Source organism: Kitasatospora sp. CB01950, assembly GCF_001905465.1.
Classification (GTDB): Bacteria; Actinomycetota; Actinomycetes; order Streptomycetales; family Streptomycetaceae; genus Kitasatospora.
On sequence record NZ_LISX01000005.1, the window covers coordinates 349,573 to 373,407 of the forward strand.

At 72.2% G+C, this 23,835-nt stretch carries 19 protein-coding genes and 1 pseudogene; 4 read left to right on the forward strand and 16 right to left on the reverse strand.

The features are described from left to right. Window positions 1–46 precede the first annotated feature (46 nt). Complete coding sequence (locus AMK19_RS16095; protein WP_073812221.1) at window positions 47–1,459, forward strand: glutamate decarboxylase; 1,413 nt, start codon at window positions 47–49, stop codon at window positions 1,457–1,459. Between the two features lie 19 nt (window positions 1,460–1,478). Here AMK19_RS16095 and AMK19_RS16100 read toward each other — a convergent pair whose 3' ends face one another. The 3 genes from AMK19_RS16100 to AMK19_RS16110 form a co-directional block, all read right to left on the reverse strand. After that, window positions 1,479–2,657 (reverse strand): RNA polymerase sigma factor, encoded by a 1,179-nt coding sequence (locus AMK19_RS16100; protein WP_083646880.1) that lies wholly within the window; start codon window positions 2,655–2,657, stop codon window positions 1,479–1,481. 178 nt (window positions 2,658–2,835) lie between these two features. Continuing rightward, window positions 2,836–4,746, reverse strand: coding sequence for a DNA primase (gene dnaG / locus AMK19_RS16105; RefSeq protein WP_073812223.1), 1,911 nt, complete (start codon window positions 4,744–4,746; stop codon window positions 2,836–2,838). A 39-nt stretch (window positions 4,747–4,785) separates the two neighbouring features. Next, on the reverse strand, window positions 4,786–6,060 hold the full coding sequence (locus AMK19_RS16110) for a deoxyguanosinetriphosphate triphosphohydrolase (protein ID WP_073812224.1): 1,275 nt from the start codon (window positions 6,058–6,060) through the stop codon (window positions 4,786–4,788). Window positions 6,061–6,197: 137 nt separating this feature from the next. Between AMK19_RS16110 and AMK19_RS16115 the strand changes: the two genes are divergently transcribed. Together AMK19_RS16115 and AMK19_RS16120 are read left to right on the forward strand one after the other, a co-directional pair. Then, window positions 6,198–6,824 (forward strand): winged helix-turn-helix domain-containing protein, encoded by a 627-nt coding sequence (locus AMK19_RS16115; RefSeq protein WP_073812226.1) that lies wholly within the window; start codon window positions 6,198–6,200, stop codon window positions 6,822–6,824. After that, window positions 6,821–8,206: an MFS transporter gene (locus AMK19_RS16120; protein ID WP_083646882.1), complete on the forward strand. Its 1,386-nt coding sequence runs from the start codon at window positions 6,821–6,823 to the stop codon at window positions 8,204–8,206. The genes AMK19_RS16115 and AMK19_RS16120 overlap by 4 nt, the downstream gene beginning before the upstream one ends. A 70-nt stretch (window positions 8,207–8,276) precedes the next feature. Here the strand turns inward: AMK19_RS16120 and AMK19_RS16125 are convergent, their stop codons facing one another. From AMK19_RS16125 to AMK19_RS16145, 5 genes and pseudogenes are all read right to left on the reverse strand, one after another. Then, the gene (locus tag AMK19_RS16125) at window positions 8,277–9,275 is read right to left on the reverse strand and encodes an SEL1-like repeat protein (RefSeq protein ID WP_073812227.1); all 999 of its coding nucleotides are present in this window, start codon (window positions 9,273–9,275) and stop codon (window positions 8,277–8,279) included. Between the two features lie 30 nt (window positions 9,276–9,305). Next, a pseudogene (locus AMK19_RS38610) lies at window positions 9,306–9,425 on the reverse strand (hypothetical protein); the annotation flags it as partial. A 9-nt stretch (window positions 9,426–9,434) separates the two neighbouring features. Further along, window positions 9,435–10,958 (reverse strand): tetratricopeptide repeat protein, encoded by a 1,524-nt coding sequence (locus tag AMK19_RS16135; RefSeq protein WP_143200230.1) that lies wholly within the window; start codon window positions 10,956–10,958, stop codon window positions 9,435–9,437. Window positions 10,959–11,192: 234 nt separating this feature from the next. After that, window positions 11,193–12,134 carry an SGNH/GDSL hydrolase family protein gene (locus AMK19_RS16140; RefSeq protein WP_073812231.1) on the reverse strand — a complete coding sequence of 314 codons (942 nt, stop codon included), beginning with the start codon at window positions 12,132–12,134 and terminating at the stop codon, window positions 11,193–11,195. Beyond that, window positions 12,135–13,076, reverse strand: a complete 942-nt coding sequence (locus AMK19_RS16145; RefSeq protein WP_073812232.1) for a PAC2 family protein — start codon at window positions 13,074–13,076, stop codon at window positions 12,135–12,137. A 651-nt stretch (window positions 13,077–13,727) separates the two neighbouring features. On the opposite strand from AMK19_RS16145, the gene AMK19_RS16150 reads away from it, so the two are divergent. Continuing rightward, window positions 13,728–14,483, forward strand: a complete 756-nt coding sequence (locus tag AMK19_RS16150; protein ID WP_073812233.1) for a GNAT family N-acetyltransferase — start codon at window positions 13,728–13,730, stop codon at window positions 14,481–14,483. Window positions 14,484–14,703: 220 nt separating this feature from the next. Here AMK19_RS16150 and AMK19_RS16155 read toward each other — a convergent pair whose 3' ends face one another. From AMK19_RS16155 to AMK19_RS16190, 8 genes are all read right to left on the reverse strand, one after another. Further along, the gene (locus tag AMK19_RS16155; RefSeq protein ID WP_073812234.1) at window positions 14,704–15,036 is read right to left on the reverse strand and encodes a transcriptional regulator; all 333 of its coding nucleotides are present in this window, start codon (window positions 15,034–15,036) and stop codon (window positions 14,704–14,706) included. Next, a complete protein-coding gene (locus tag AMK19_RS16160; RefSeq protein ID WP_073812236.1) occupies window positions 15,033–15,593 on the reverse strand; it encodes a hypothetical protein in 561 nt (186 codons plus the stop codon). The genes AMK19_RS16155 and AMK19_RS16160 overlap by 4 nt, the downstream gene beginning before the upstream one ends. Window positions 15,594–15,661: 68 nt before the next feature. Then, window positions 15,662–16,180, reverse strand: coding sequence for a ribonuclease (locus AMK19_RS16165; RefSeq protein WP_083646884.1), 519 nt, complete (start codon window positions 16,178–16,180; stop codon window positions 15,662–15,664). A 212-nt stretch (window positions 16,181–16,392) separates the two neighbouring features. Next, a complete protein-coding gene (gene ppdK / locus AMK19_RS16170; protein ID WP_443135015.1) occupies window positions 16,393–19,296 on the reverse strand; it encodes a pyruvate, phosphate dikinase in 2,904 nt (967 codons plus the stop codon). Between the two features lie 372 nt (window positions 19,297–19,668). Next, the gene (gene dusB, locus AMK19_RS16175) at window positions 19,669–20,775 is read right to left on the reverse strand and encodes a tRNA dihydrouridine synthase DusB (protein WP_073812492.1); all 1,107 of its coding nucleotides are present in this window, start codon (window positions 20,773–20,775) and stop codon (window positions 19,669–19,671) included. 196 nt (window positions 20,776–20,971) lie between these two features. After that, window positions 20,972–21,865, reverse strand: coding sequence for a DUF4097 family beta strand repeat-containing protein (locus tag AMK19_RS16180; RefSeq protein ID WP_073812239.1), 894 nt, complete (start codon window positions 21,863–21,865; stop codon window positions 20,972–20,974). After that, the gene (locus tag AMK19_RS16185; RefSeq protein WP_073812240.1) at window positions 21,862–22,509 is read right to left on the reverse strand and encodes a response regulator transcription factor; all 648 of its coding nucleotides are present in this window, start codon (window positions 22,507–22,509) and stop codon (window positions 21,862–21,864) included. The genes AMK19_RS16180 and AMK19_RS16185 overlap by 4 nt, the downstream gene beginning before the upstream one ends. Next, window positions 22,497–23,768, reverse strand: a complete 1,272-nt coding sequence (locus tag AMK19_RS16190; protein ID WP_083646885.1) for a sensor histidine kinase — start codon at window positions 23,766–23,768, stop codon at window positions 22,497–22,499. Before AMK19_RS16190 ends, AMK19_RS16185 begins: the two co-directional genes overlap by 13 nt. Window positions 23,769–23,835: the final 67 nt, after the last annotated feature.

The following is a 23,835-nucleotide window of genomic DNA, read 5'->3' on the forward strand; positions in this document are numbered from 1 at the left end:
AAGGGATGGCAGCGTGGGGGCTCCACGAGTGGAGGGACGTTCCGTCATGGCGTTGCACAAGGGACAGGCACACGGGCAGGACGACCGCCGGCTGCCGTTCAGCCCACTGCACGTGCTGACCGATCCGGTGGGCGCGATGCAGGTCGCCCCGCCGCTGCACCGGCTGCCCCGGATGCCGATCCCGTCCTCCATCGCGTACCAGCTGATCCACGACGAACTGATGCTGGACGGCAACGCCAAGCTCAACCTGGCGACCTTCGTCACCACGCAGATGGACGAGTACGCGGACCGGCTGATGGCCGAGTGCAGCGACAAGAACATGATCGACAAGGACGAGTACCCGCAGACCGCCGAACTGGAGCGGCGCTGCGTGGCGATCCTCGCCGACCTGTGGCACGCGCCCGATCCCGGTGCCGCGGTGGGCTGTTCGACCACCGGCTCCAGCGAGGCCTGCATGCTCGCCGGGATGGCGCTCAAGCGGCGCTGGATGCGGCGCAACGCCGACCGGTACGCGGCCGGGGCGCGGCCCAACCTGGTGATGGGCATCAACGTGCAGGTCTGCTGGGAGAAGTTCTGCAACTTCTGGGAGGTCGAGGCGCGGCTCGTCCCGATGGAGGGCGACCGCTTCCACCTGACCGCCGACCAGGCCGTCGCGCACTGCGACGAGAACACCATCGGCGTGGTCGGCATCCTCGGCTCCACCTTCGACGGCTCCTACGAGCCGATCGCCGAGATCTGCGCCGCGCTGGACGACCTCCAGCAGCGCACCGGGCTCGACATTCCGGTGCACGTGGACGGTGCGTCCGGCGGCATGGTCGCGCCGTTCCTGGACCCGGACCTGAAGTGGGACTTCCGGCTGCCCCGGGTGGCGTCGATCAACACCTCCGGCCACAAGTACGGGCTGGTGTACCCGGGGGTGGGGTGGGCGCTGTGGCGGGACGGCGAGGCGCTGCCCGAGGAGCTGGTGTTCAAGGTCAACTACCTGGGCGGCGAGATGCCGACCTTCGCGCTGAACTTCTCCCGGCCGGGCGCGGAGGTGGTCGCCCAGTACTACGCCTTCCTGCGGCTCGGGCACGCCGGGTTCCGCGCAGTGCAGCAGGCCTGCCGGGACGTCGCCGAGTACCTGGCCGAGCAGATCGGGAAGCTCGGCCCGTTCCGGCTGATCACCAAGGGCGACCAGCTGCCGGTGTTCGCCTTCACCACGGTCGAGGGCGGCTCGTTCGACGTGTTCGACGTCTCGCGGCGGCTGCGCGAACGCGGCTGGCAGGTGCCCGCGTACACCTTCCCGGAGGGGCGGACCGACCTGGCGGTGCTGCGGGTGGTGTGCCGCAACGGGTTCACCCGGGACTTGGCGGACCTGTTGCTCAACGACCTGCGACGGCTGCTGCCCGAGCTGGAGCGCCAGCCCGCGCCGCTCAGCGAGCTGGGCATGCCGCAGCGCAGCGGCTTCCACCACTGACGGCCGGTCGGGCGGCAGGTCAGTCCAGGTAGCCGCGGAGCTGGTCGGCGAAGGCGTGCTCGCGGAGCTTGCGGAGGGTCTTCGCCTCGATCTGCCGGATCCGCTCCCTGGTCACGCCGAACAGGTGGCCGATCTCCTCCAGGGTGCGGGGGCGGCCGTCGTCGAGGCCGTAGCGGAGCTGGACCACCTGGCGTTCGCGTTCGCCGAGGGTGGCCAGCACCGCCTCCAGGTGCTCGCGCAGCAGCAGGAAGGCGGCGCTCTCCGGCGGGGAGGCGGCGTCGGCGTCCTCGATCAGGTCGCCGAGGGCCACGTCGTCCTCCTCGCCGACCGGGGTGTGCAGCGAGACCGGCTCCTGGGCCAGCTTGAGGACCTCCCGGATCCGCTCCGGGGGCAGCTGGAGCACCAGCCCGACCTCGGCTGCGGTCGGCTCCACGCCGCGCTCCTGCAGCAGGGCGCGCTGCACCCGCAGCACCCGGTTGATCAGCTCGACCACGTGCACCGGGACGCGGATGGTGCGGGCCTGGTCGGCGAGGGCGCGGCTCATCGCCTGCCGGATCCACCAGGTCGCGTAGGTGGAGAACTTGTAGCCGCGGGCGTAGTCGAACTTCTCCACCGCTCTGATCAGGCCGAGGTTGCCCTCCTGGACCAGGTCGAGCAGGGTCAGGCCGCGCCCGACGTAGCGCTTGGCGACCGAGACCACCAGCCGCAGGTTGGCCTCGATCAGGCGGCGCTTGGCGATCCGGCCGAGCACCACCAGGCGGTCCAGGTCGTCCGCGAGCCGCCCGTCGCCGTCCGGGTCGGTGCGGTAGAGCGCCTCCTCGGCGAACAGGCCGGCCTCGATCTGGCAGGCCAGCTCGACCTCCTCGGCGGCGGTCAGCAGCCGGATGCGGCCGATCTCGCGCAGGTACTGCCGCAGCAGGTCGGCGGCCGGGCCGGCGCCCTCGTCCAGGGGCGCCTCCGGGGGCTCGTCGACGAGGTCCTCGGCGGTGGGCTCGCTCTCGGGCCGGTCGGCGGCCTCGGGCGCGGGCGTGGGGGCTTCGGGCGCGGGGGCTTCGGATACGGGGGCCGTTCCGGCGGCGGGGGCTTCGGCCACGGGCTCGGCCCCGGTGGGGAGTTGCGAGCCGGGCTGGACCGGGATCGCGGCGTCCCGGGCGGGGGCGGTGCGGTGCGGGCGGGCGACTGAGAGCTCCACGGGCATCCCTCCAGGGACCGCGCGCGGCCTGGGGGTTGCCGCGCCACACCGAAGGGGATACCCAGCGCGGCGCGCCCGGGCACCTGCGGGCGGCCGCGAGCCGGACGGGTGGCACCCGGCGCACGCGCGGGTGCCACCGGGCAGGCGGGGGCGGCCCGGGGAGTGACGGGCGGTCAGGCGGCGGTCAGAGGGCGGTCGCGCCGCGCGAACGCAGCTGCTGCCCGTACTGCTGAAGAGCCCACAACTCGCTCTGCACCGGGTGCAGTTCCTCGGCGGTGGCCCGGTCGCCCAGCCGCCGCAGGTGGGCGCGGACCTCGTCGACGCGGCGGTCCACGGCCTGCATGCGCAGCTTCACCAGGAACTCCCCCGCGTACAGCTCGTCGGCCTTGCGGCGGGACCGGATCGGCTCCACGGTCAGCTCGGTGACCAGGCTGCGGACCTGGTCGTCCGGGCTGGCCTCGCGGACGGCGGCGGTGAAGTCCGGCAGGCTCGCGCCGTACGCGGCGCCGCCGGTCTGGCCGATGGCTCGGCGGACGGCCCGGTAGGGCGGGGTGGGGAACTCGTCCTCGCCGTACTGGTCGAAGGCCGGGCTGACCAACTCGGGGTGCTGGAGGGCGAGTTTGAGCAGTTCGCGTTCGACGAACTGGGCCGGGTCGCGCGGGTTGAGCCGGAACGTCGGACGCTCCGGACCGGCCGGCTGCTGCCCGGCGGGTTCGGCGCGGCGCAGCGGCCGGCGCTGGCCGTTCTGCTGGTTCTCCCGCTGCCAGCGGGCGAGTTGGGAGATCCGGCGGACCACGAACTGCTCGTCCAGGATGCCGACCATGCCGGCCAGCTGGACGGCGTACTCGTGCTGGATCGAGCGGTCCTTGATCTTGACGATGATCCCGGCGGCCTCTTCGAGCGCGGCGGCGCGGCCCTCGGCGGTGTCCACCCGGTGTCGGGCGACCGCCGAGCGGAGCGCGAACTCGAACAGCGGGACGGGGTTCCCCACCAGGTCGCGGACCGCTTCGTCGCCCTGGGCGAGGCGCAGTTCGCACGGGTCCATGCCGCCCGGGGTGATGGCGATGGAGGTGCGGGCCGCGAACTTCTGGTCGTCCTCGAAGGCCCGCAGGGCGGCCTTCTGTCCGGCGGCGTCACCGTCGAAGGTGAAGACCGTCTCACCGCGGTAGGTGGAGGTGTCCATCAGCAGCCGACGGATGATCTTGATGTGGTCCTCGCCGAACGCGGTGCCGCAGGTGGCCACTGCCGTGGTGACGCCCGCCAGGTGACAGGCCATCACGTCGGTGTAGCCCTCGACCACCACCGCCCGGCCGGACTTGGCGATCTCCTTGCGGGCCAGGTCGATGCCGTACAGGACGTTCGACTTCTTGTAGATCGGCGTCTCGGGGGTGTTCAGGTACTTCGGGCCGTTGTCGTCCTCGCGCAGCCGGCGGGCGCCGAAGCCGACCACGTCGCCCGAGCTGTCCCGGATCGGCCAGACCAGGCGGCCGCGGAAGCGGTCGATCAGGCCGCCGCGCTGGCCCTGCGAGGCCAGGCCGCCGACCGAGATCTCCTTGTCGGTGAAGCCGCGGCCGCGCAGGAAACGCACCAGGTGCTCCCAGCCGACCGGAGCGTAGCCCACCCCGAAGTGCTTGGCGGCGGCCTCGTCGAAGCCGCGCTCGGCGAGGAAACGGCGGCCGATCTCCGCCTCCGGGGTGGCCAGCTGCTCCTCGAACCAGGCGGCGGCGACCTTGTGCGCCTCGACCAGCCTGGTCCGCTCGCCCTGCTGGTGGCGCGGACTGTAGCCGCCCTCCTCGTAACGCAGGGTGATGCCTGCCTGGGCGGCCATCCGCTCGACCGCCTCCGCGAACGAGCAGTGCTCGATCTTCATCAGGAAGGTGATCGTGTCGCCGGACTCGCCGCAGCCGAAGCAGTGGAAGACGTTCTTGCCCGGGTGCACGTAGAACGACGCGGACTTCTCGTCGTGGAACGGGCACACGCCCTTCAGCTGGGCGCCGCCGCCACTGGCCAGCTGCACGTAGTCGCCGACCACGGCGTCGATCGGCAGGGCGGCACGCACCGCCTGCACATCCTCGTCCCTGATCCTCCCGGCCACTGGGAAAGTCTACGGGAGCGGGCCGGACAATCCGTGGGCTCAGCCGATCAGCTTGGCGTGCAGGGCGAGCGCGGAGGCGTCGGTCAGGGTGGCGATCTGGTCGATCACGGTGCGCAGCGCGGCGCGGTCGTCCTCGGCCTCCGCGTACTGGGCGGCGAACACCGGGTCCAGCCCGTCCGGGGCGGTGCGCAGCAGGGCGTCGGCGAGTTCGGCGATCACCACGCGCTGGCGGGAGCGGAGCTGGGCCTGCTCGTCGCGCTGCATCACGTACTGGACGGCGACCGCCTTGAGCACCGCGCACTCCAGCCGGACGCCGCGCGGGACGACCAGTTCGGCGGCGTACCGGGTGAGCGGGCCGGGGCCGTAGCGGGCCCGGGTCTCCTGCTCGGCGGCCAGGCAGAAGCGACCGATCAGCTGGCTGGTGAGGTCCTTGAGACCGGCCCGGGCGCGGGCGGTGCCGTCGTACGCGGTGGGCCACCAGTCCTCGGCCTGGAGGCGGTCGAGGGCGGCGCCGAATTCCTCCGGCCCGGTCTCCGGGGCGAACCGCTCGGCGATCCGGAACAGCTCGGCCCGCTCCTGCGGGGCACGCAGCGCCGCCGGGTCGATGTGGCCGGCCTGCAGGCCGTCCTCCACGTCGTGGGTGGAGTACGCGACGTCGTCGGACCAGTCCATCACCGTGGCCTCGAAGCACTTGCGGCCGTCCGGGGCGCCGGTGCGCATCCAGCGGAAGACCGGCAGGTCGTCGCCGTAGACGCCGTACTTGGTGGAGGCCGGGTCGGTGGGGTGGCCGCCGCGGGCCCACGGGTACTTGGTGGCGGCGTCCAGGGCGGCCCTGGACAGGTTGAGGCCGACGCTGCGGCCGGGCCAGGGGGCGAGCCGGACCTCGGGTTCGTCGAGCGGGGCGAAGCGCTTGGGCTCCAGCCTGGTCAGGATGCGCAGCGACTGGGCATTGCCCTCGAACCCGCCGCAGGCCTCGGCGGCCTGGTCGAGCGCCTCCTCGCCGGTGTGGCCGAACGGCGGGTGGCCGATGTCGTGCGCCAGGCAGGCGGTCTCCACCAGATCCGGATCGCAGCCGAGCGCCGCACCCAGCTCCCGGCCGACCTGCGCGCACTCCAGCGAGTGGGTGAGCCGGGTGCGCGGGAAGTCCCTGCGCATCGGGGCGACCACCTGGGTCGTCCCCGCCAGACGGCGCAGCGCGGCCGAGTGCAGCACCCGGGCGCGGTCGCGTTGGAAGGCGGTGCGGCCGGGCCGCTTGTCGGGCTCGGGCACCCAGCGTGCCTCGGACTGCGGATCGTACGGAGTGGTGGTCTTCATATGTCCGCCACCGTACGCCGGATGACGGACATTCGGACGTGCGCCGCGCGAACGCCGGCCACCGCCCGAGCAAAATGCAGAGACTCCTCTGCAAAGAGGTCTATGCAGAGAAGTCTCTGCACTCTAGTGTTGCCCTCATGAACGAGCACCGCCCCGAAGAACACCCCGCCACCACCCCCGCACCGGAGGACGAGACCCCGCGACGCCAACTCGACGCCAACAGCCTGCGCGGGCTGGCCCATCCGCTGCGAATGCGGCTGCTGGACGAACTCCGGCTGCACGGCCCCTCGACCTCCGCCCGGCTCGCCGAGCGCACCGGCGAGTCCACCGGCACCATCAGCTGGCACCTGCGCCACCTCGCGGAACACGGGTTCATCGAGGAGGAGACCGGCCGCGGCACCAAGCGGGAGCGCTGGTGGCGCCCGGTGCGCGGCACGATCACGCTGACCGCCACCGAGTTCACCCAGGACCCCAGCACCAAGGCGGCGGCCTCCGTCTACCTGGCGGAGAACCTGCGCCGCCAGTACCAGCTGGTCGCGGACGCGCTGACCGCCGAGTGGGAGGGCGACTGGCGCAACGTGGGCCTGGTCAGCGACTGGAGCAACCTGCGCCTGACGCCCACCCAGCTCAAGGCCCTCGGCGACGAACTCGCCGAAGTCGTCGCCCGCCACACCCCCGACCCGACCGCCGCCCCCGACCCCGAAGCGCGACCGGCCATCGTCCAGATCCAGGTACTGCCCCGAAAGGAACCCGACCGGCCATGACGTCGACCACCTCCGCCGACTCCCGCCCCGCCGAGCCGGTCGCGGACCCCTCCACCACCGGGACCCTCCACCCGGAGCCCGCCACCGACCCGATCGCCCGCCGGCCCGCCGGACTGCTGCGACGCCACCGCGACTTCCGGCTGCTGTGGATCGGCGAGACCGCCAACAAGTACGGATCCGCCGTCACCGGCCTGGCCCTGCCGCTGATCGCGGTCAGCACCCTGCACGCGAGCACCTTCCAGGTCGGCCTGCTCGGCGCGGCCGGGTGGCTGCCCTGGCTGCTGATCGGCCTGCCCGCCGGGGTGTGGGTGGACCGGCTGCGCTCCCGCCCGATCATGCTCATCTCGACCGCCCTCTCGCTGGTCCTGTACGCGACCGTCCCGCTGGCCGCCCTCGCCGGGACGCTCACCCTGTGGCACCTGCTGACCGTGGCGCTGCTCGCCGGGGCCGCCGGGGTGTTCTTCCAGACCGCGTACACCGCGTACCTGCCGCAGCTGCTCGACCCCGCGGACCAGCCCGAGGGCAACGCCAAACTGCACGGCAGCGCCTCCGCTGCGGGCATCGTCGGCCTCGGCAGCGGCGGCCTGCTCGCCCAGCTCGCCGGCCCGGTCAACGGGCTGCTCGCCAACACCGCGACGTTCCTGCTCTCGCTCTGGTGCACCGCGCGGATCGGCCACCGCGAGACCGGCCGCGCCGACCGCCCCCGCCGGGCGCTGCGCAAGGAGATCGGCGAAGGCCTGCGGCTGCTCGTCTCCGACGTCTGGTTCCGCACCTTCGCCCTGTTCGGCGCCGCCTCCAACCTGGTGCTGACGGGTTACCAGGCCCTGCTGGTGGTCTTCCTGATCCGCGAGGTCGGCATCGGCGAGGGCACCGTCGGCCTGCTGGTGGGCCTGGCCTCCACCGGCGGCATCCTCGGCGCGGCCTTCGCCCGCCGGGTCGCCGCCCGGCTCGGCACCTCGCGCGCCATGCTGATGCTCGAACTCGTCCTGCCCGCCCTGACCGTCCTCATCCCGCTCACCGGCCGCGGCCTCGGACTGGCCTGGTACCTGATCGGCGGCTTCGGCGCCTCCGCCGGCGTGGTCGCGGGCAACGTCATCAAGTCGACCTTCCAGCAGCGCTACTGCCCGCCGGAACTGCTCGGACGGCTCTCCGCCAGCAGCGCGGTGCTCAACTTCGGCTCCATCCCGCTCGGCGCCGTACTGGCCGGCTTCCTCGGCACCCAGCTGGGCGTGCGCCCCGCGATGTGGCTGATGACCATCGGCGTACCGCTGGCCGCGCTGATCCTCTGGTGCTCCCCCATGCGCCGCGTCCGCGACCTGCCCACCGAACGCCGCGTCCTCGACACCGAGGACCTGTGCCCGGCTCCTGCCGACGCGCCCTGACGCTCCTGCTCCTGCTGTACGTCGCCGGGGTGACCCTCGGCGACGCCCACCGGCCGGTATCCCCGGTCGGTCAGTGCTCGGTCCGGGTAGGAGCGACCGACTGGCGCGGGACGCGTACGCGGCGGGCCGGTACAGGTACGACGGGTGCAGGTACGACGGGTGCGGGCTCCGCGCCTTCGGGGTGGCGACCATCGGCCTCCGGCGCAGCGGGTGCACCGGGCGCGGCGGACGTGACAGGTGCACCGGACGCGCCGGGCAGGGACCGCAGTCCCCGCTCGCCGCTCCGGCGGGTGGCTTCCGCTTCGTCCGCCTCGGTCTGCTGACGCAGCATCACCGACTCACGGTGTGCCGCCGGCACGCCCGCTTCCGCGGCCCGCCGGTACCAGTCCAGGGCACGCTCGATCTGGCGGCAGTCGGCCAGCATCCGGGCGGCCGCGAGCAGGGCACCCCGGTCGCCGGCGTCGGCGGCCCGCGCATACCAGTCGAGCGCCTCGTCGGTCCGGCCCCGGTTCTCCAGCATCTCGGCCGCCTCGGACGGTGCCTGCTGGTCCCCGGTGTCGGCGAACCGCTGCACCCACGCGACGGCCTCGTCCGTGGTCACCGAATCGGACAGCATCCGGGACGCATCGCGCAGCCGGGCCGGCTCGGGACGGTCCGCCGAGCGCAGCAGCAGGTCCGCTTCGAAGTACCGACCGCCGTCCTTCAACAGCTCCACCGCATCGCGCAGCAGCTCGGCGCCTGTGGAGGCCTGCTGCGCGGCGAGCCGTGGCACCGGCGCACCGGTGTCGGCGCGTTCGGCCGGTGCGGCGAGCAGAAGTGGACGGGGGTGCGGGTGGTCGGCGACGGTGGCAGACCGCCGGTCGAGCTGCTCGACCACGCGGACGGTCTCGGGCAGCACGTGCCGGTCACCGGCCCGGACGGCGGCGCGGTACCAGCTGACGGACTCCTGCGACCGGCCGAGTGCGGCCAGCAGTCGGCCGAGTTCGCGCATCGCGTAGGTGTCGCCCCGGTGGGCAGCGAGCTCGTACCAGTGCACGGCCCGAGTGCTGTCGCCGCTCCGTTCCAGCATGTCGGCCGCCTGGAACAGGGCCGACTCGCAGCCGGCCTCCGCCGCCTTTCGATACCAGTGCAGTGCTCCCTCCGGGTCGCCGTCCCGCTCGCACTGTTCGGCGCGCTCCCGCAGGGCCTGGTGGTCGCCGATGTGCGCGTACCAGGGCAGGTCACCGTACTAGCCGTGTCTGGCGAACAGTGCCGCGGCCTCGTGCCAGGCCGTCTCGTCGCAGGCCACTGCGGCCCGTTCGTAGCACGCCGCCGCCCGGTCGACCTGGCCTGCTGTCTCCCACATCTCTGCTGCTTCGTGCACCGTGGTGACCCCCTGTTCCCACGCGCGTTCCCACCAGGCGATGGCCTGGTCCGTTCTCCCGGCCTCCGCGCAGACCCTGGCGCAGGCGGCGGGTGCCGCCGGATGTCCGTCGACCGCCGCCCACTCGAACCGGGCGAAGGCCTCGTCCGCGCGGCCGAGCCCCGCGAGCAACTGCCCGGCCCGGTAATGGGCGGCCGGGTGACCCGCATCGGCGGCCGCGTCGAAACGTCGCAGCGCCGCGTCGATCTCGCCGGTGCGGCCGAGGAGTTCGGCGGACCGGCAGAGCGCTTCGGCGTCCCCGGCCCGGCCGGCCCGGTCGTACCAGGCGACGGCCTGCCGGTACTGCCGGTCACGCTCCAGCAGTTCGGCTGCCCGCGTCAGCGCCCCCGGCACTCCGAGCTCGGCTGCCGCGCCGCAACGCTCAACGGCCTCCGCCGTCCGGCCCGTCCCGGCGAGCAGCTCGGCGGCGTCCAGCAGTGCGGTGTGGTGGCCCGCTGCGGCCGCCGAGGTGCAGAGATCGAGCGCGACCCGGTCGAGCCCGCGGACCGACGCGGCGTGGGCGAGGGCGGGCCGGTCGGAGGGGTGGGCGTACCGCGTCAGACACTCCCACAGGCCGGCGGGCACGGCGCGGCCCTCCCGCTCCGACCTCAGCTCGCGGACCAGCGCCGGGGCGAGCCGCACCTCGGCGCCCGAGGCGGGGCCGGCCGACGTCCGGCTGCTGGTCACCAGGGCACCGCCGATCTCCGGAGCCTCGGCCCGGAGGTACGCCCACGCCTCGGCCGCCCACGCCGCTCCGAGGATGGCGCGCTCACGTGCCGTCAAGTAGTGCGGGGCGGCGGCCGTCAGTAGCGCGGCAGGCAGGGCCGGACGGTGACCGAGGCGCAGGGTGTCCAGTGCCGCGTCGACCAACGCCCTGGCTGCGGGCGGGCCCGAGGAGTAGCGGTGCACCGCCCGAGGGCCGGCCGGTCCTCCGCCGCCCGCACGCCGACGCCCGGTGGGCTGTCCGCTGCCGTCGGCCGGGGCCGCTCCGGCCGGCGGCGCACCCGTTGCCGTCCTCCGCGCGGACCGGCCCGAGGCTGTCGCACGCCTGTTGCGGTGGGCCCGGTCGGTCTCCAACAGGGCGGCCCAGTAGCGGGCCCGGCGCACCGGGAGACCGGCGGCGCGGGCCAACTCCCCCGCCACGATGACGAGCCGATCGATCTCGCGGGGCACGGAGCGTCCGGACAGCCAGCCGCTGAGGGTGGACGGGTTGATTCCGCCCAGCCTGGCCAGGTGTTTCCGCGTGATCGTCCGACCGCCGGTTTGGCGGGCCGCCTGCCAGAGCAGGAGCAGTTCGCGCAGCACCACGGAGTGGGCGGCACGGCCCCTCACCCGCACGTCAACTGCCATGCCAGCTCCCCGGCCGGACTCGGAGCGGATCTTCGAATCAGCCCCTCTGCGTGCAGGGTACGCACTCCGGCACCCCGTCGTACCCGGTTCTTCGGGAATCACCTGCGGGATCGCCGATCCTGCCCTCATCCGGGCTCGTGACCTGGTATGGGGCTCTCGGATCCGATCGGGCGCGCGGGCGCCGCACGCGCCCCTGCGCTCCGCGGGCCTGGCGGGGGCCGGGCGCAGAACGGGTCAGTGCCGTTGCTGCAGGGACGCCAGGACGGCGGTGGCCATGCCCTGCTGGCCCTGTGCGTTCGGATGGATCGGGGCCAGGCCGCCCGACGCACCGAGGGGTTCGATCCAGCGGGTGCCCTCCGCCTCGCACATGTCGTGCCCGGTGGACGAGCTGTAGGTGTCGACGAAGGTCACGCCGGCCGCCTCGGCCCGTTGGCGGAGCATGGCATTCAGCTGCTGCTCCTGCTCAGTGACGAATCCGACGTCGGCCGCCGCGATGCCGTTGCCCAGGGTCTCGGCGCACCGTGTCGGGTCCTGCGGCAGCAGCGCCGGGTAACCGATCAGCAGGACCTTGGCCTCCGGTGCCCGCCGCTTCACCTCGCCGAGGGAGGCGGCGAGCCGCTCCCCGGTGTCCTGCATCTTCCGCTGGACCTCGCCCCGCCCGGAGCCGGTGGTGTAGTAGCTGCGGCAGGGCGCGTCGCTGCCGCCGCCGATCAGGCTGTGCTTGACGTTCTCCAGTGCGCAGCGGCCCAGGACGTCGAGGAATCCGGCGTCGTTCCCGCCCACGCCGAGCGTGACCAGGCGGGTCGTCGGGCCGAGCGCGTCCAGCTGTGGCGGGTTGGTGCCGTTGTCGGTCCGTTGGGCGGCCGTCAGGTCTCCCGTCCGGGCACCGCTGCAGCTGACGTCGGTGAAGTCCTGCAGGCCGAGCTGCCGGGCCACCAGGGACGGGTAGTTGACGCCGGACCGGCCGCAGCCCAGCGGTGAGCCGCCCTGCGGCGGGATGCGCAGGCCGGAGGTGTAGGAGTCCCCGAGCGCCACGTACGGCCCGGTGATGGGCGTGGCGGAGGGGCTGGGCGATACCGACCGGTCGGGGCGCGGCTTCGGCGAGGTCTCGGTGGCACTGCACGCCGCGGTGCCGATCAGCACCGCGGCGGTGGCGGCCAGCAGGCGGCGGCGCACCTACTCCGCGCCGCGCTCGTGCTCGGCGAGGAACTCCTCGAAACGGCGCCCCAGCTCGTCGGCCGAGGGCAGGTCGGTGGTCTCGGCGAGCAGGCTCTCGCGGTCGGCCGCACCGGAGACCGCGTCGTACTGGCTCTCCATGCCCTGGATCGCGGAGCGCAGTTCGCCGTCGCCCTGGGAGAGTTGGTCCTCGATCTCGGCGTAGACCTCGTTGACCCGGGCGCGCAGTTCGCTGCCCGGCACGACGAGGCCGGTTGCGGACTGCACGGCCTCAAGGATCACCACGGCGGCGGCCGGGTACGCGGAGCGGGCGATGTAGTGCGGGACGTGCGCGGCGAAGCCCAGCACGTCGTGGCCGGACTCGGCGAGCCGGTACTCGACCAAGGCCTGCGCGCTTCCCGGGACCTGCGCCTGGTCGAACCACTTGGGGTGGCCGGCCGCCAGGTCGATCCGGTTCCCGTGCGGGGTGATGCTGACCGGCCGGGTGTGCGGCACGCCCATCGGGATGCCGTGGAAGGAGAGGGCCAGGCGGATCTCGAAGCGCTCCACCAGATCCCGGACGGCGGCGGCGAACAGCTCCCACTCGGTGTCCGGCTCGGGGCCGGTGAGCACCAGGAACGGCGCACCGACGGAGTCGCGCACCAGTTGCAGGAGGATCTCCGGCGGTTCGTAGTCCGTCCAGCTCTCCTTGTCGAAGGTCATTGCGGGGCGACGGGCCCGGTAATCGACCAGCCGGTCGTGGTCGAACCTGGCGACCACCTGCGGCGAACCGTGCTCCAGCAGGTGTGCCACCACCTGGCCGCCCGCCTCGCCGGCGTCCATGAAACCCTCGAAGTGGTACAGCAGCACCAGGCCGGTACCGGCCTCCGCGGCGGCGCGCGCCGCCGCCAGGGCGGTCACGCCCTGCGGTTCCAGCTCGTACAGCTCCTTGGGCTCACGCACAGCGCACCCAACCCCGTTCCGTCTTGTCGTCTCGGAATGCTTTCGGATCTGATCAGTCCAGCGTGCGACGGCTCGCCGGAATTCCCGTCCGCGCACGCGTCTTCACTCCGTCTCGCAAATCCTCTCACCTCGTGGAAAAGCCGCTGGTCGTGGACGTGCCGGGAGGGTCGAACGGTAATATGACGGGGCGTCTCGGCGTGCCGAAAGGACCCGCGCGCCCCCGTTGGCGCGCCGCGAAGTGACGCACCGCCTTCTGGCGGGTATCGTCCTCTCGCTGCCTCGCATCGTCGCGTCGTCGCGCCACGCCGTCTGTCACGTCGTGGGCCACGCCCCGGTCCGTTGCGCGGCCAGCCATCCCTTGCGCACCTTGCCTTCATCTGGCCGCCTGCTTCGCTTCGTGATCTCGTTTCTCTCTCGGCCATCTCGCGGACGCACACTGTCCCGTCGCTCATCCCGCCGGATCGGTCCGTCGACCCGTGTCCGTACCGGCACCGCGCTGCCCGCCTCCGGGCTGCCGACCCGCCGCACGCCCGAGCCTCTGGCGTAGCGCGCCCGGGCGGCCGTTGTCCGGGGCCGGGGCGAACGACCACTGCCCACGCGCCGCGAACCCGGCACGGGGCCCCCGACGACAGCCGAAGGACCGAAGGATCCGTGCCCGTACCCGTCACCCTCTACGGCCGCACCGTGCGGCTGGAGCCCCTCGCCGAACACCACGCCGCGGCCCTTGCCGCAGCCGGCGCCGAGGACCGTACGACCTACGCCTTCACCCCCGTCCCGCACGGCCTGGAAGCCGCCCGGGAGTACATCGGGCGCGCCCTCGCCGACCAGGCGGCGGGCCGGTCGATGCCGTACGCCACCGTGAGTACGGCCGACAACCGGGTCGTGGGCTCGACCCGGTTCCTGGAACTGGACTACTGGCAGGGGCCGCTGATCTGGCCGCCGGCGCCCGGAATCCCGCACGGCGACCCGCTGGAGGCGGTGCCGGACGCCGCGGAGATCGGGAACACCTGGCTGTCCCCCCGGGCGCAGGGCACCGGCATCAACACGGAAGCGAAGCTGCTGATGCTGCGGCACGCCTTCGAGATCTGGGGCGTGCAGCGGATCTCGTTGCGGGCCGACGCCCGTAACGCCCGCTCCCGTGTCGCGATCGAGCGGCTGGGCGCCACCTCCGAAGGGGTCCGCCGGGCGCACTCCCGCGGTCTGGACGGGGTGGTCAGGTCGACCGCGTTCTATTCGATCCTGGACGAGGAGTGGCCGGCCGTCCGCGACATCATCGAGATGCGGATCGCCGCCGCGACCTCGCCCAGTGCGCCCGACCCGGCGCCGCTCAACCAGGAGTGCCTCAGACACAGCGGCTCCCTGGGCGGCGAGCCTGTGATCGGCAGTTCGCTGCTCCCGGCCGCCTGAGGTGGCCTTCCGCTTCCTGCTCCGGCGGGAAGCGACCCGTCCGGGGCGGGTGTTCGACGGGGTCGGCCCCCGAACGCCCGCCCCGGACGGCTCTGTGCCGCGTTGGGGCTTCGACACTCTGTCGAGTTGTCAAGGAGCGCTGACCTCATGAGGGTTGGCTCCACCTCCGCTCCGGATGTGATCCTTCCGACACCCTGTGGGCTCCGACCCGCACTCCCCCTCAGCCCTGGCCCGGGCCGCCCTCGGCGTCGGTCTCCGAGCCGGCCGCCTCGGCGGCGGTGGCCAACTCCTGGAGTGCGGCGAGGTGGGCAGCCAACGCGGCCCGGCCCTGTCGGGTCGCGGAGAGCCAGGTGCGCGGCCGCTTGCCCACGTAGCCCTTGCGGGCCCGCAGGTGGCCGGACGTCTCCAGGCTCGCCGCGGTCTTGCTGAGCACCGAGTCCGAGACTTGGCAGTAGTCGCGAACCACGGAGAACTCCGCTTCCTGGCATCCGCTGAGGAAGGCCAGGACGGTGAGCCTGGTCGGCTGGTGGAGGGCTGGGTCGAGCCCGTTCACTGTGCGCTGCTCATGCTCTGCTCCTTGAAGTGGCGGTTGATCAGGGCGAGGCAGGCCCACAGCGTGAGCCCGCCGCCCGTGCCGGCGCCGGCCCCGACCCAGGCCTGCTCCCCCGTGACCAGCCAGGCGACGAGGCCGCACAGCGCCGCCGCCAGGACGACCGCAGCGAGCGCCCGCAGGACACGCGGCGGAAGCCCGCGCTCGACGAGGCCGGCGACGCCCCGGGCGCGGGTGGCCGCCCGCACTATCGCCGCCTGCACCAGCACCAGCCCGAGCGGGCACAGCAGTATCAGCCACAGCGCCTGACTCTTGAAGGACTGCCCGATCGCCGCCCCGTAGGCGGCGACCGAGAGACCCACGCCCGGCCCGTACCACCAGGGCAGCGGCTGTGGCCGTCGCGCGGCGGCCTCGGCCCGCCCCGCGATGGCGAGCGCCTCGGCGGGCGTGAGGGTGTCTCCGGGCGGGAGCCCTTCGACCTCTCCGGGTGTGAACTGCTTGTCCTTGGCCATCGAACCCCCGAGCAGCGTGCCGTCGAATCCGGCCCGCTGCCGGATCAAGTGCTGTCACTCTGGCACACACTTTCCGCGATGGAAAGTAATTTACCGATGGGTCGTCAGCAGCGGTCTCAGCAGCGCGAATCGATCTCCTGGAAGGAGCCGTAGTGGTCGGCCGTCCAGTACTGCTCGCCGGCGTTGCCGGTCACCACCCGGCGGGTGCCCCGGTCGTCCGAACCCGGGGTGACCACGGTGAACTCGTGGTAGTAGCCGTTGCTCTGGCGCGGCAGGAGGCTCTCCCGGTTCTCGAAGACGATGCCGTCCGAGCGGTACGGGTAGGGGCCGCCCTTGGCGACCAGGCTGAGGGTGTCGAGGGCCTGCGAGGGCAGCTTGCTGCGGCAGACGTCGGCCAGCGCGGTGCTGGTGGGAACCCAGGTGGGCTGGTCGGCGGACGGCTTCGCCGGCGGCGACGGCTTGGGGGCGCTCGCGGTGCCGCTGCGGGTGGCCGTGGCGGCGGGCGCGGCGGACGGGGACTTCGCGGCGCTCGGGCTGCCCGTGTCCGCCCCGTCGTTCAGCAGGGCGGTCACCGCGGCGACGAGGCCGGCGACTACCAGGACGACGAGGCTGATCAGGCGATTGCGGCTGCTCATGGCCTCAAGCTTGCCGTACCGGCTCACCCGAACGGCGTAGGCCGGACCGGAAAACCACCCGGTTCGGGCGAGGGAAGCGCCGCCGGGGCGGGAACGGACGCCATTGTCCGTTCCCGCCCCGGCTGCTCCGTACGGCGGCTCTCCTGCGCCGAGCTCCGCCGTACGCCCCTCCGTGCGGAGGGGTGCGGGTCAGTGATCCGCGCTGCTTCGTGTCAGCGCGAGTCGCTTCCCGCCGTCTCGATGGCAGCGCGGCCGGCCTCCAGGCGCGCCACCGGAATCCGGAAGGGAGAGCAGGATACGTAGTCCAGCCCCACCTCGTGGAAGAAGTGGACCGAGTCCGGGTCGCCGCCGTGCTCGCCGCAGACGCCCAGCTTGAGGTCGGGACGGGTGGCCCGGCCGGCCTGCGCGGCGCTGCGGACCAGCGAGCCGACGCCGTCGCGGTCGATGGTCTCGAACGGGCTGACGCCGAAGATGCCCTTCTCCAGGTAGGCGGTGAAGAACGAGGCCTCGACGTCGTCGCGGGAGAAGCCCCACACGGTCTGGGTCAGGTCGTTGGTGCCGAAGGAGAAGAAGTCGGCGGCCTCGGCGATCTGCCCGGCGGTGATGGCGGCGCGCGGCAGCTCGATCATGGTGCCGAGCTTGATGTCGAGGTTGACGCCGGTGGAGGCGGCGACCTCGGCCAGCACCCGCTCGCACTCGTCGCGGACCAGCTCCAGCTCCTGGACGGTGCCGACCAGCGGGATCATCACCTCGGGGCGCGGGTCGGCGCCGGCCAGCTTGCGCTCGGCCGCGGCCTCGGCGATCGCCCGGACCTGCATTCCGAACAGGCCGGGGATGACCAGGCCGAGGCGGACGCCGCGCAGGCCCAGCATCGGGTTGGCCTCGTGCAGGCGGTGAACGGCCTGCAGCAGCCGCAGGTCGTTCTCGTTCGGGTCCTTACGGGCCTCGGCGAGGGCGACGCGCACCGACAGTTCGGTGAAGTCGGGCAGGAACTCGTGCAGCGGCGGGTCGAGCAGGCGGACCGTCACCGGAAGCCCGTCCATCGACTGGAAGAGCTCCAGGAAGTCGCCCTTCTGCAACGGCAGCAGGCTGGACAGCGCGGCTTCGCGGTCCTTGTCGTTGTCCGCCAGGATCAGGTGCTCGACCTCCTTGCGGCGCTCCTCGCCGAGGAACATGTGCTCGGTCCGGCACAGGCCGATGCCCTGGGCGCCGTAGCGGCGGGCGCGGTTCGCGTCCTCGGCATTGTCGGCGTTGGCGCGGACCGCGAGGCGGCGGCGGCCGTCGGCGTGCGACATCAGCCGGTGCACGGCCTGGACCAGCCCGCCCTGCACGTCGGCGCCGGCGTGCAGGGTGCCCTCGAAGTACTCGACCACCGGGGACGGCAGCACCGGGACCTCGCCCAGGTACACCTTGCCGTTGGCGCCGTCGATGGAGACCACGTCGCCCTCGTGGACGACCTGGCCGTCGGAGGTGACGAACTTGCGGTTCTTGGTGTCGACCTCCAGCTCCTCGGCGCCGCAGACGCAGGTCTTGCCCATGCCACGGGCGACCACGGCCGCGTGCGAGGTCTTGCCGCCGCGCGAGGTGAGGATGCCCTCGGCCGCGATCATGCCTTCCAGGTCGTCCGGGTTGGTCTCACGACGGACCAGGATGACCTTCTCGCCGGAGCGCGACCACTTCACCGCGGTGTAGGAGTCGAAGACCACCTTGCCGACCGCGGCACCGGGCGAGGCCGCGATGCCGTAGGCGACCGGCCGGGTCTCAGCGGTGGGGGCGAAGCGCGGGAACATCAGCTGGGCGAGCTGGCCGCCGGTGACCCGGTGCAGCGCCTCGTCCAGGTCGATCAGGCCCTGGTCGACCAGCTGGACGGCGATCCGGAACGCGGCGGCGGCGGTGCGCTTGCCGACGCGGGTCTGCAGCATCCAGAGCTTGCCGCGCTCGATGGTGAACTCGATGTCGCACAGGTCCCGGTAGTGGTTCTCCAGGGTCTCCATGATGGACATCAGCTCGTCGTACGACTTCTTGTCGAGCTGCTCCAGGTCGGCCAGCTGGAGGGTGTTGCGGATGCCCGCCACCACGTCCTCGCCCTGCGCGTTCTGCAGGTAGTCGCCGTAGACGCCCTGGGTGCCGGTGGAGGGGTCGCGGGTGAACGCGACACCGGTGCCGGAGTCCTCGCCGAGGTTGCCGAAGACCATGGTGCAGACGTTGACGGCGGTGCCCAGGTCGTTCGGGATGCGCTCCTGGCGACGGTACAGGCGGGCCCGGTCGCCGTTCCAGGAGTGGAAGACCGCGTGGATCGCCAGGTCCAGCTGCTCGCGCGGCTCCTGCGGGAACTCGCGGCCGGTCTCCCGGAGCACGATCGCCTTGAAGGTCTCCACCAGAGTCCTGAGGTCCTCGGCGGTGAGGTCGAGGTCGTTGACGGTGCCCTTGGCGTGCTTGGCCTCGTCCAGCGCCTCTTCGAACAGCTCGCCGTCGACGCCCAGCACCGTCTTGCCGAACATCTGGACCAGGCGGCGGTAGGAGTCCCAGGCGAAGCGCTCGTTGCCGGACTGGGCGGCGAGCCCGGTCACCGAGGCGTCGGAGAGACCGATGTTCAGGACGGTGTCCATCATTCCGGGCATGGAGAACTTGGCACCGGACCGCACCGAGACCAGCAGCGGGTTGTCCGCCTGGCCGAGCTGCTTGCCCATCCGGGACTCAAGGGCGACCAAGTGGCCGGTGATCTCCTCGTTCAGCGAGGCCGGCTCGGTGCCGGTCTCCAGGAACACCTTGCAGGCGTCGGTGGTGATGGTGAACCCCGGAGGGACGGGGAGACCCAGGTTGGTCATCTCGGCAAGGTTCGCGCCCTTTCCGCCGAGAAGATCCTTGAGGTCCTTGTTTCCTTCGGTGAAGGAGTAAACAAACTTCTGCTTCGCCGCCACGGGTCGTTCTCCTCGCACACGGTTGCCCTGACGCCGGAGAACATACCCATTTCGAAGGCCGCTTAGGGGAGTGAATAGGTCGCACGAGCTCCGAAGCGGCCCATTGGCCAGCAGATCGAATGCCTGAATGGGTGTTTGCCTGCGTTGTTGAAATCGTCCGGGTGACGCTAGTGAGTCTTCAAGAAGTGAAGGCATCGCCACACGGCGCTCATGCAGACCGGACACGCAGTGACGACATTCACGCCCACTGCGGTTCCCCGACTTGATTTCCTGCAACCAGCCGCAGCCGTCTGCCGCGGAGCCCGTTCGGGAAGCGATCCGGACTTGTACACCTTGGCGAAGTCCGCTGACTGGTCGTCACTCGCCACGATATGTGGCCAGCGTCACGGGCGCATCTCAGCTGTCAAGCTGAGAGTCACTACGACGAGCGTCGCTTTCCGTAGACTCACCCGTCGCTCTGTGTTGCAGAATTTCGCCTCTTAGGAGCCCTACTGTCCATCTTGGACAACTCCCCTGGGCCGGTGCGGCCAGTGGCCAAGCGGGGCCATTTTCGCCGCTACGTACAGCTCATCCGCCAGAAGTGTCCGATTCGGCGTCTTCGCCGAGTCGGGCACACTCGTACGGATCGTCCAACCAGCCTTCGGGCAGGACCACCCGGTTGTTGCCGCTGGTCCGGCCGCGCGGGCCGTCGGCACCGATCGGCCAGCTCTGTTCCTGGTCGACCAGTGCGAGGGTTTCGGCGAGTTCGTCGAGCGCGCTGGAATTGGCGAGCTTCACCCGCAGTTCGGAGCCGACGGAGAAGCCCTTGGTGTACCAGGCGACGTGCTTGCGGAAGTCGATGACGCCGCGGGCCTCGTCGCCGAGCCACTCCCCGAGCAGCTGGGCGTGGCGCACCATGGCGCGGGCGACGTACGCGAAGGTGGGGCGGGCGTAGTCGACCTCGCCCTCGAAGATCGACACCAGGTCCTTGAACAGCCACGGCCGGCCGAGGCAGCCGCGGCCGACCACCACGCCGTTGCAGCCGGTCTCGCGCATCATCCGCACCGCGTCGTCGGCGGACCAGATGTCGCCGTTGCCGAGCACCGGGATGTCGGACGGCACGGACTCGCGCAGCCGGGCGATGGCCGACCAGTCGGCGGTGCCGCCGTAGTGCTGGGCGGCGGTGCGGCCGTGCAGGGCGATCGCGGCCACGCCCTCCTCGGCGCCGATCCGGCCGGCGTCGAGGTAGGTGAGGTGGTCGTCGTCGATGCCCTTGCGCATCTTCATGGTGACCGGGAGGTCGCCCGCGTTGCCGACGGCCTGGCGCAGGATGTCCCGCAGCAGGTTGCGCTTGTAGGGCAGCGCGGAGCCACCGCCCTTGCGGGTCACCTTGGGGACGGGGCAGCCGAAGTTGAGGTCGATGTGCTCGGCGAGGCCCTCCTCGGAGATCATCCGCGCCGCCTTGCCGACGGTCTCCGGGTCCACGCCGTACAGCTGGATCGAACGGGGCTTCTCGCTCGGGTCGAACTTGATCAGCTGCATGGTCTTGGCGTTGCGCTCGACCAGGGCCCGGGTGGTGATCATCTCGGAGACGTACAGACCGCGGCCGCCGCTCTGCTCCCGGCACAGGGTGCGGAACGGCGCGTTGGTGATGCCGGCCATCGGGGCCAGCACGACGGGCGGCCACACCTCCATGGGCCCGATGTTCAGCGGGGCGAACTCCGGCGCTTCAGGTGCGGCCGGGGTTGCCTGGGCGGAGTCGGGCGTGATGGTCATGCGCGGCAGATCCTCAAACGGGTAGGGCCCCAATGGCGGGAGTTCCGGACTCTCCATTCTCCCCCACTGCCCGAGCGGGCCGCCCCGCCGGTTCTGGCAGATGCGCGGTGCTCCGTCAGTGGCGGCCGCCGATCCGGTTGACGGTGACGGTGCCCGAGGCGGTGACGATGTCGAGCATCCGTGACGAGGTCGCGTCCGGCAGGGACGGGTCGATGACCTGGGCGGCGCCTGCGCTGCTGAGGTCGATCCGGTACCGGCTGCGGTCGTCGGGGACCTGCAGCACGAGGTCGCCGGAGGCCAGTCGGGCCGTCACCGAATTCGGCGGCCGGTCGTACTGCAGGGTGATCTGGCCCGAGGAGGAGACCACCTTGGCCTCCGCCGACGTCAGGCCCGCGCCGATGATCTGGCCGGAGCCACTCTTGGCCTGGATGGCGCCGCTGACCCGGTTCAGCTCGATCTGCCCGGAGCCGGTCTCCGCCGTAGTGGCCCCGGCGATGTCGAGGATCTCCGTCCGTCCCGAGCCGCTGTGGGAGGTGATCGCGGTGGCCGCCGGGACCTGTATCTCCAGGGCGACGGCACAGCCGAACAGGACGCGGGCCTCCGGGCAGTCGACGACCACCGACAGCGTGTCGGCGCCGAGCTGCTGGCTCACGGCCGGTCTGCGCAGGGACCAGCCGACCCGCTCGGTGACGACCACCCGATCGGTGCCGCCGGCCCGCACCGTCACCTGGGCCGGCCCGGAGTCGATGTCGAGCCGGTGGATCGCGTCGAAGTACGTCCGCTCGCGGACGATGTCCTGCTGGACCAGGGCGGCGCCGGTGGTCGCGGCCCCGCCCACCAGGACGCAGGCGAGCACCAGCACCCCGATGATCCGCCAGATGCGGCGCTCCCCGGCGCTCGGCTCGGCGGCCGGGACGTCCGGACCAGGTGTCGGCAGCCACCGGGCGAGGCGGCCCTTGCCGGCCGGCCGCCGTTCGGGCTCCGGTGCCGTGGTCTGTCGTCGAGTCATTGGCTGATCTCCAGGAAGCGGAGCACGGCGAGCACCCGCCGGTGGGTGTCCTCGGCGGGCGGGAGGTCGAGCTTGGTGAGGATCGAGTTGATGTGCTTGGAGACGGCGCTGTCGCTGACCACGAGGGATTCGGCGATCGCGGTATTGGAGCGCCCTTCGGCCATCAGCGCCATGACGTCCCGCTCGCGGGGCGTCAGCCGGTGCAGGGGATCCTTGTCGCGGCGCAGCAGCAGTTGGGCGACCACTTCCGGATCCAGCGCGGTGCCGCCCTCGGCCACCCGTTGGAGCGCCTCGACGAATTCGTCGACGTTGGCGACCCGCTGCTTGAGCAGGTAGCCGACGCCGCTGGTGTTCTTGGCCAGCAGATCGGCCGCGTAGCGTTCCTCGACGTATTGGGAGAGCAGGACGACTGCGGTGTCCGGCCACTGCTGCCGAATCATCAGGGCGGCGCGGACCCCTTCGTCGGTGAAGCCGGGCGGCATCCGGACGTCCGCCACGACGATCTGGGGGCGGTGCTCCTCCACGGCGGCGAGCAGCGCCTCGGCGTCCTCGACGGCGGCGGCCACTTCGTAGCCTTCGCTCTCCAGCACCTTGACGATGCCGATCCTGAGCAGGACGGAGTCCTCGGCGATCACAGCTCGCATGGCAGCTCCATGGTGATAGTGGTGGGGCCCCCGCGGGGGCTGGTGATGGCAAGTGACCCGTCCACGGACGCGGCGCGTTTGCGCAGACCGGTGAGGCCGGTGCCGCGGGTGGCATCCGCGCCGCCAATGCCGTCGTCGGTGACGGTGATGAGCAGCCGGTCGTCGACCCGGCGCAGGGCGAGGTCGACCCGGGAGGCCTTGGCGTGCTTGGCGGCGTTGGCCAGCGCCTCGGAGACCGTGAAGTACGCGACCGCCTCCACGGTGGGGGCTATCCGGCCCGGCAGGTCGACCGCGAGGTGCACGGGGACGGGGCTGCGTGCGGCGATGCCGGAGAGCGCCGCGTCGAGCCCGCGGTCCTCCAGGACGGCGGGGTGCAGACCGCGGACCAGGTCGTGGAGCTCTTTGATCGCGGCCTGGGCCTCCTCGTGCGCGGCGACGATGACCTCCATCGCCTCGGGCGGAACGTCCTTGAGGGTGCGCCGGGCGAGGCCGAGGTTCATCGCGAGCGAGACGAGTCGTTGCTGTGCGCCGTCGTGCAAGTCCCGTTCGATCCGGCGGCGTTCGGCGTCGGCGGCGTCCACCACGTCCACCCGGCTCTGGGCGAGGTGTTCGACGCGGCGCTCCAGCACCTCCGCGCGGTTGGGGCCGAGCAGGGCGCGGACCGTCCAGAGGTCGAGCGCGGCGAGCAGGGCGGTCAGCCACGGGGTGAGGAACAGCAGGAGCAGGCCGCCGCCGGTGATCACCGCGCCGTCGATCGTCCAGCCGGGGCCGGAACGCAGGGGGTTGTCCATCGGGAGCAGCCAGACCCAGCCGAAGAAGCCGAGCAGCACGATCGCCGATCCCCAGAGGGCGAGGACGAGCGCGGCGCAGCAGGTCTGGATCGGGGCCGTGACCAGGTGGTGCGCGGCCTGACGCCAAGTCAGGCCGGCGCGGAGGCGGGACAGCCAGCCGGCGTCCGGTGGCAGTCGGCCGGGGATCTCCAGGCCTCGCAGGCCTCGGACACGGCTGCGCTGGGCGGTGGTCATCAGGTCGAACAGGGCCACCAGCAGGAGCAGGCCCGGCAGCAGCGACTTGCTCGGGAGGCAGAGGGCGACGAGGCAGGGCAGGCCGAGCGGGAGGCCCGCGGCGAGGAAGAGTGAGTCCCGTCGAGTGCTGGTGGACCACGGCGCGCGCTCCAGGGCGGCGCGGAGCACCGCAGGGCGGGCCGCGGTGGGGCGGGCCGCCCGGACGGGGCGCGACTGGATCTTCGACTGGAACATGCGGCACAGCGTAGGGCCGTGCCGAGCTCGGCTTCCATGGCCCGGGCCTCCGTCTTTGGGGTGTAGC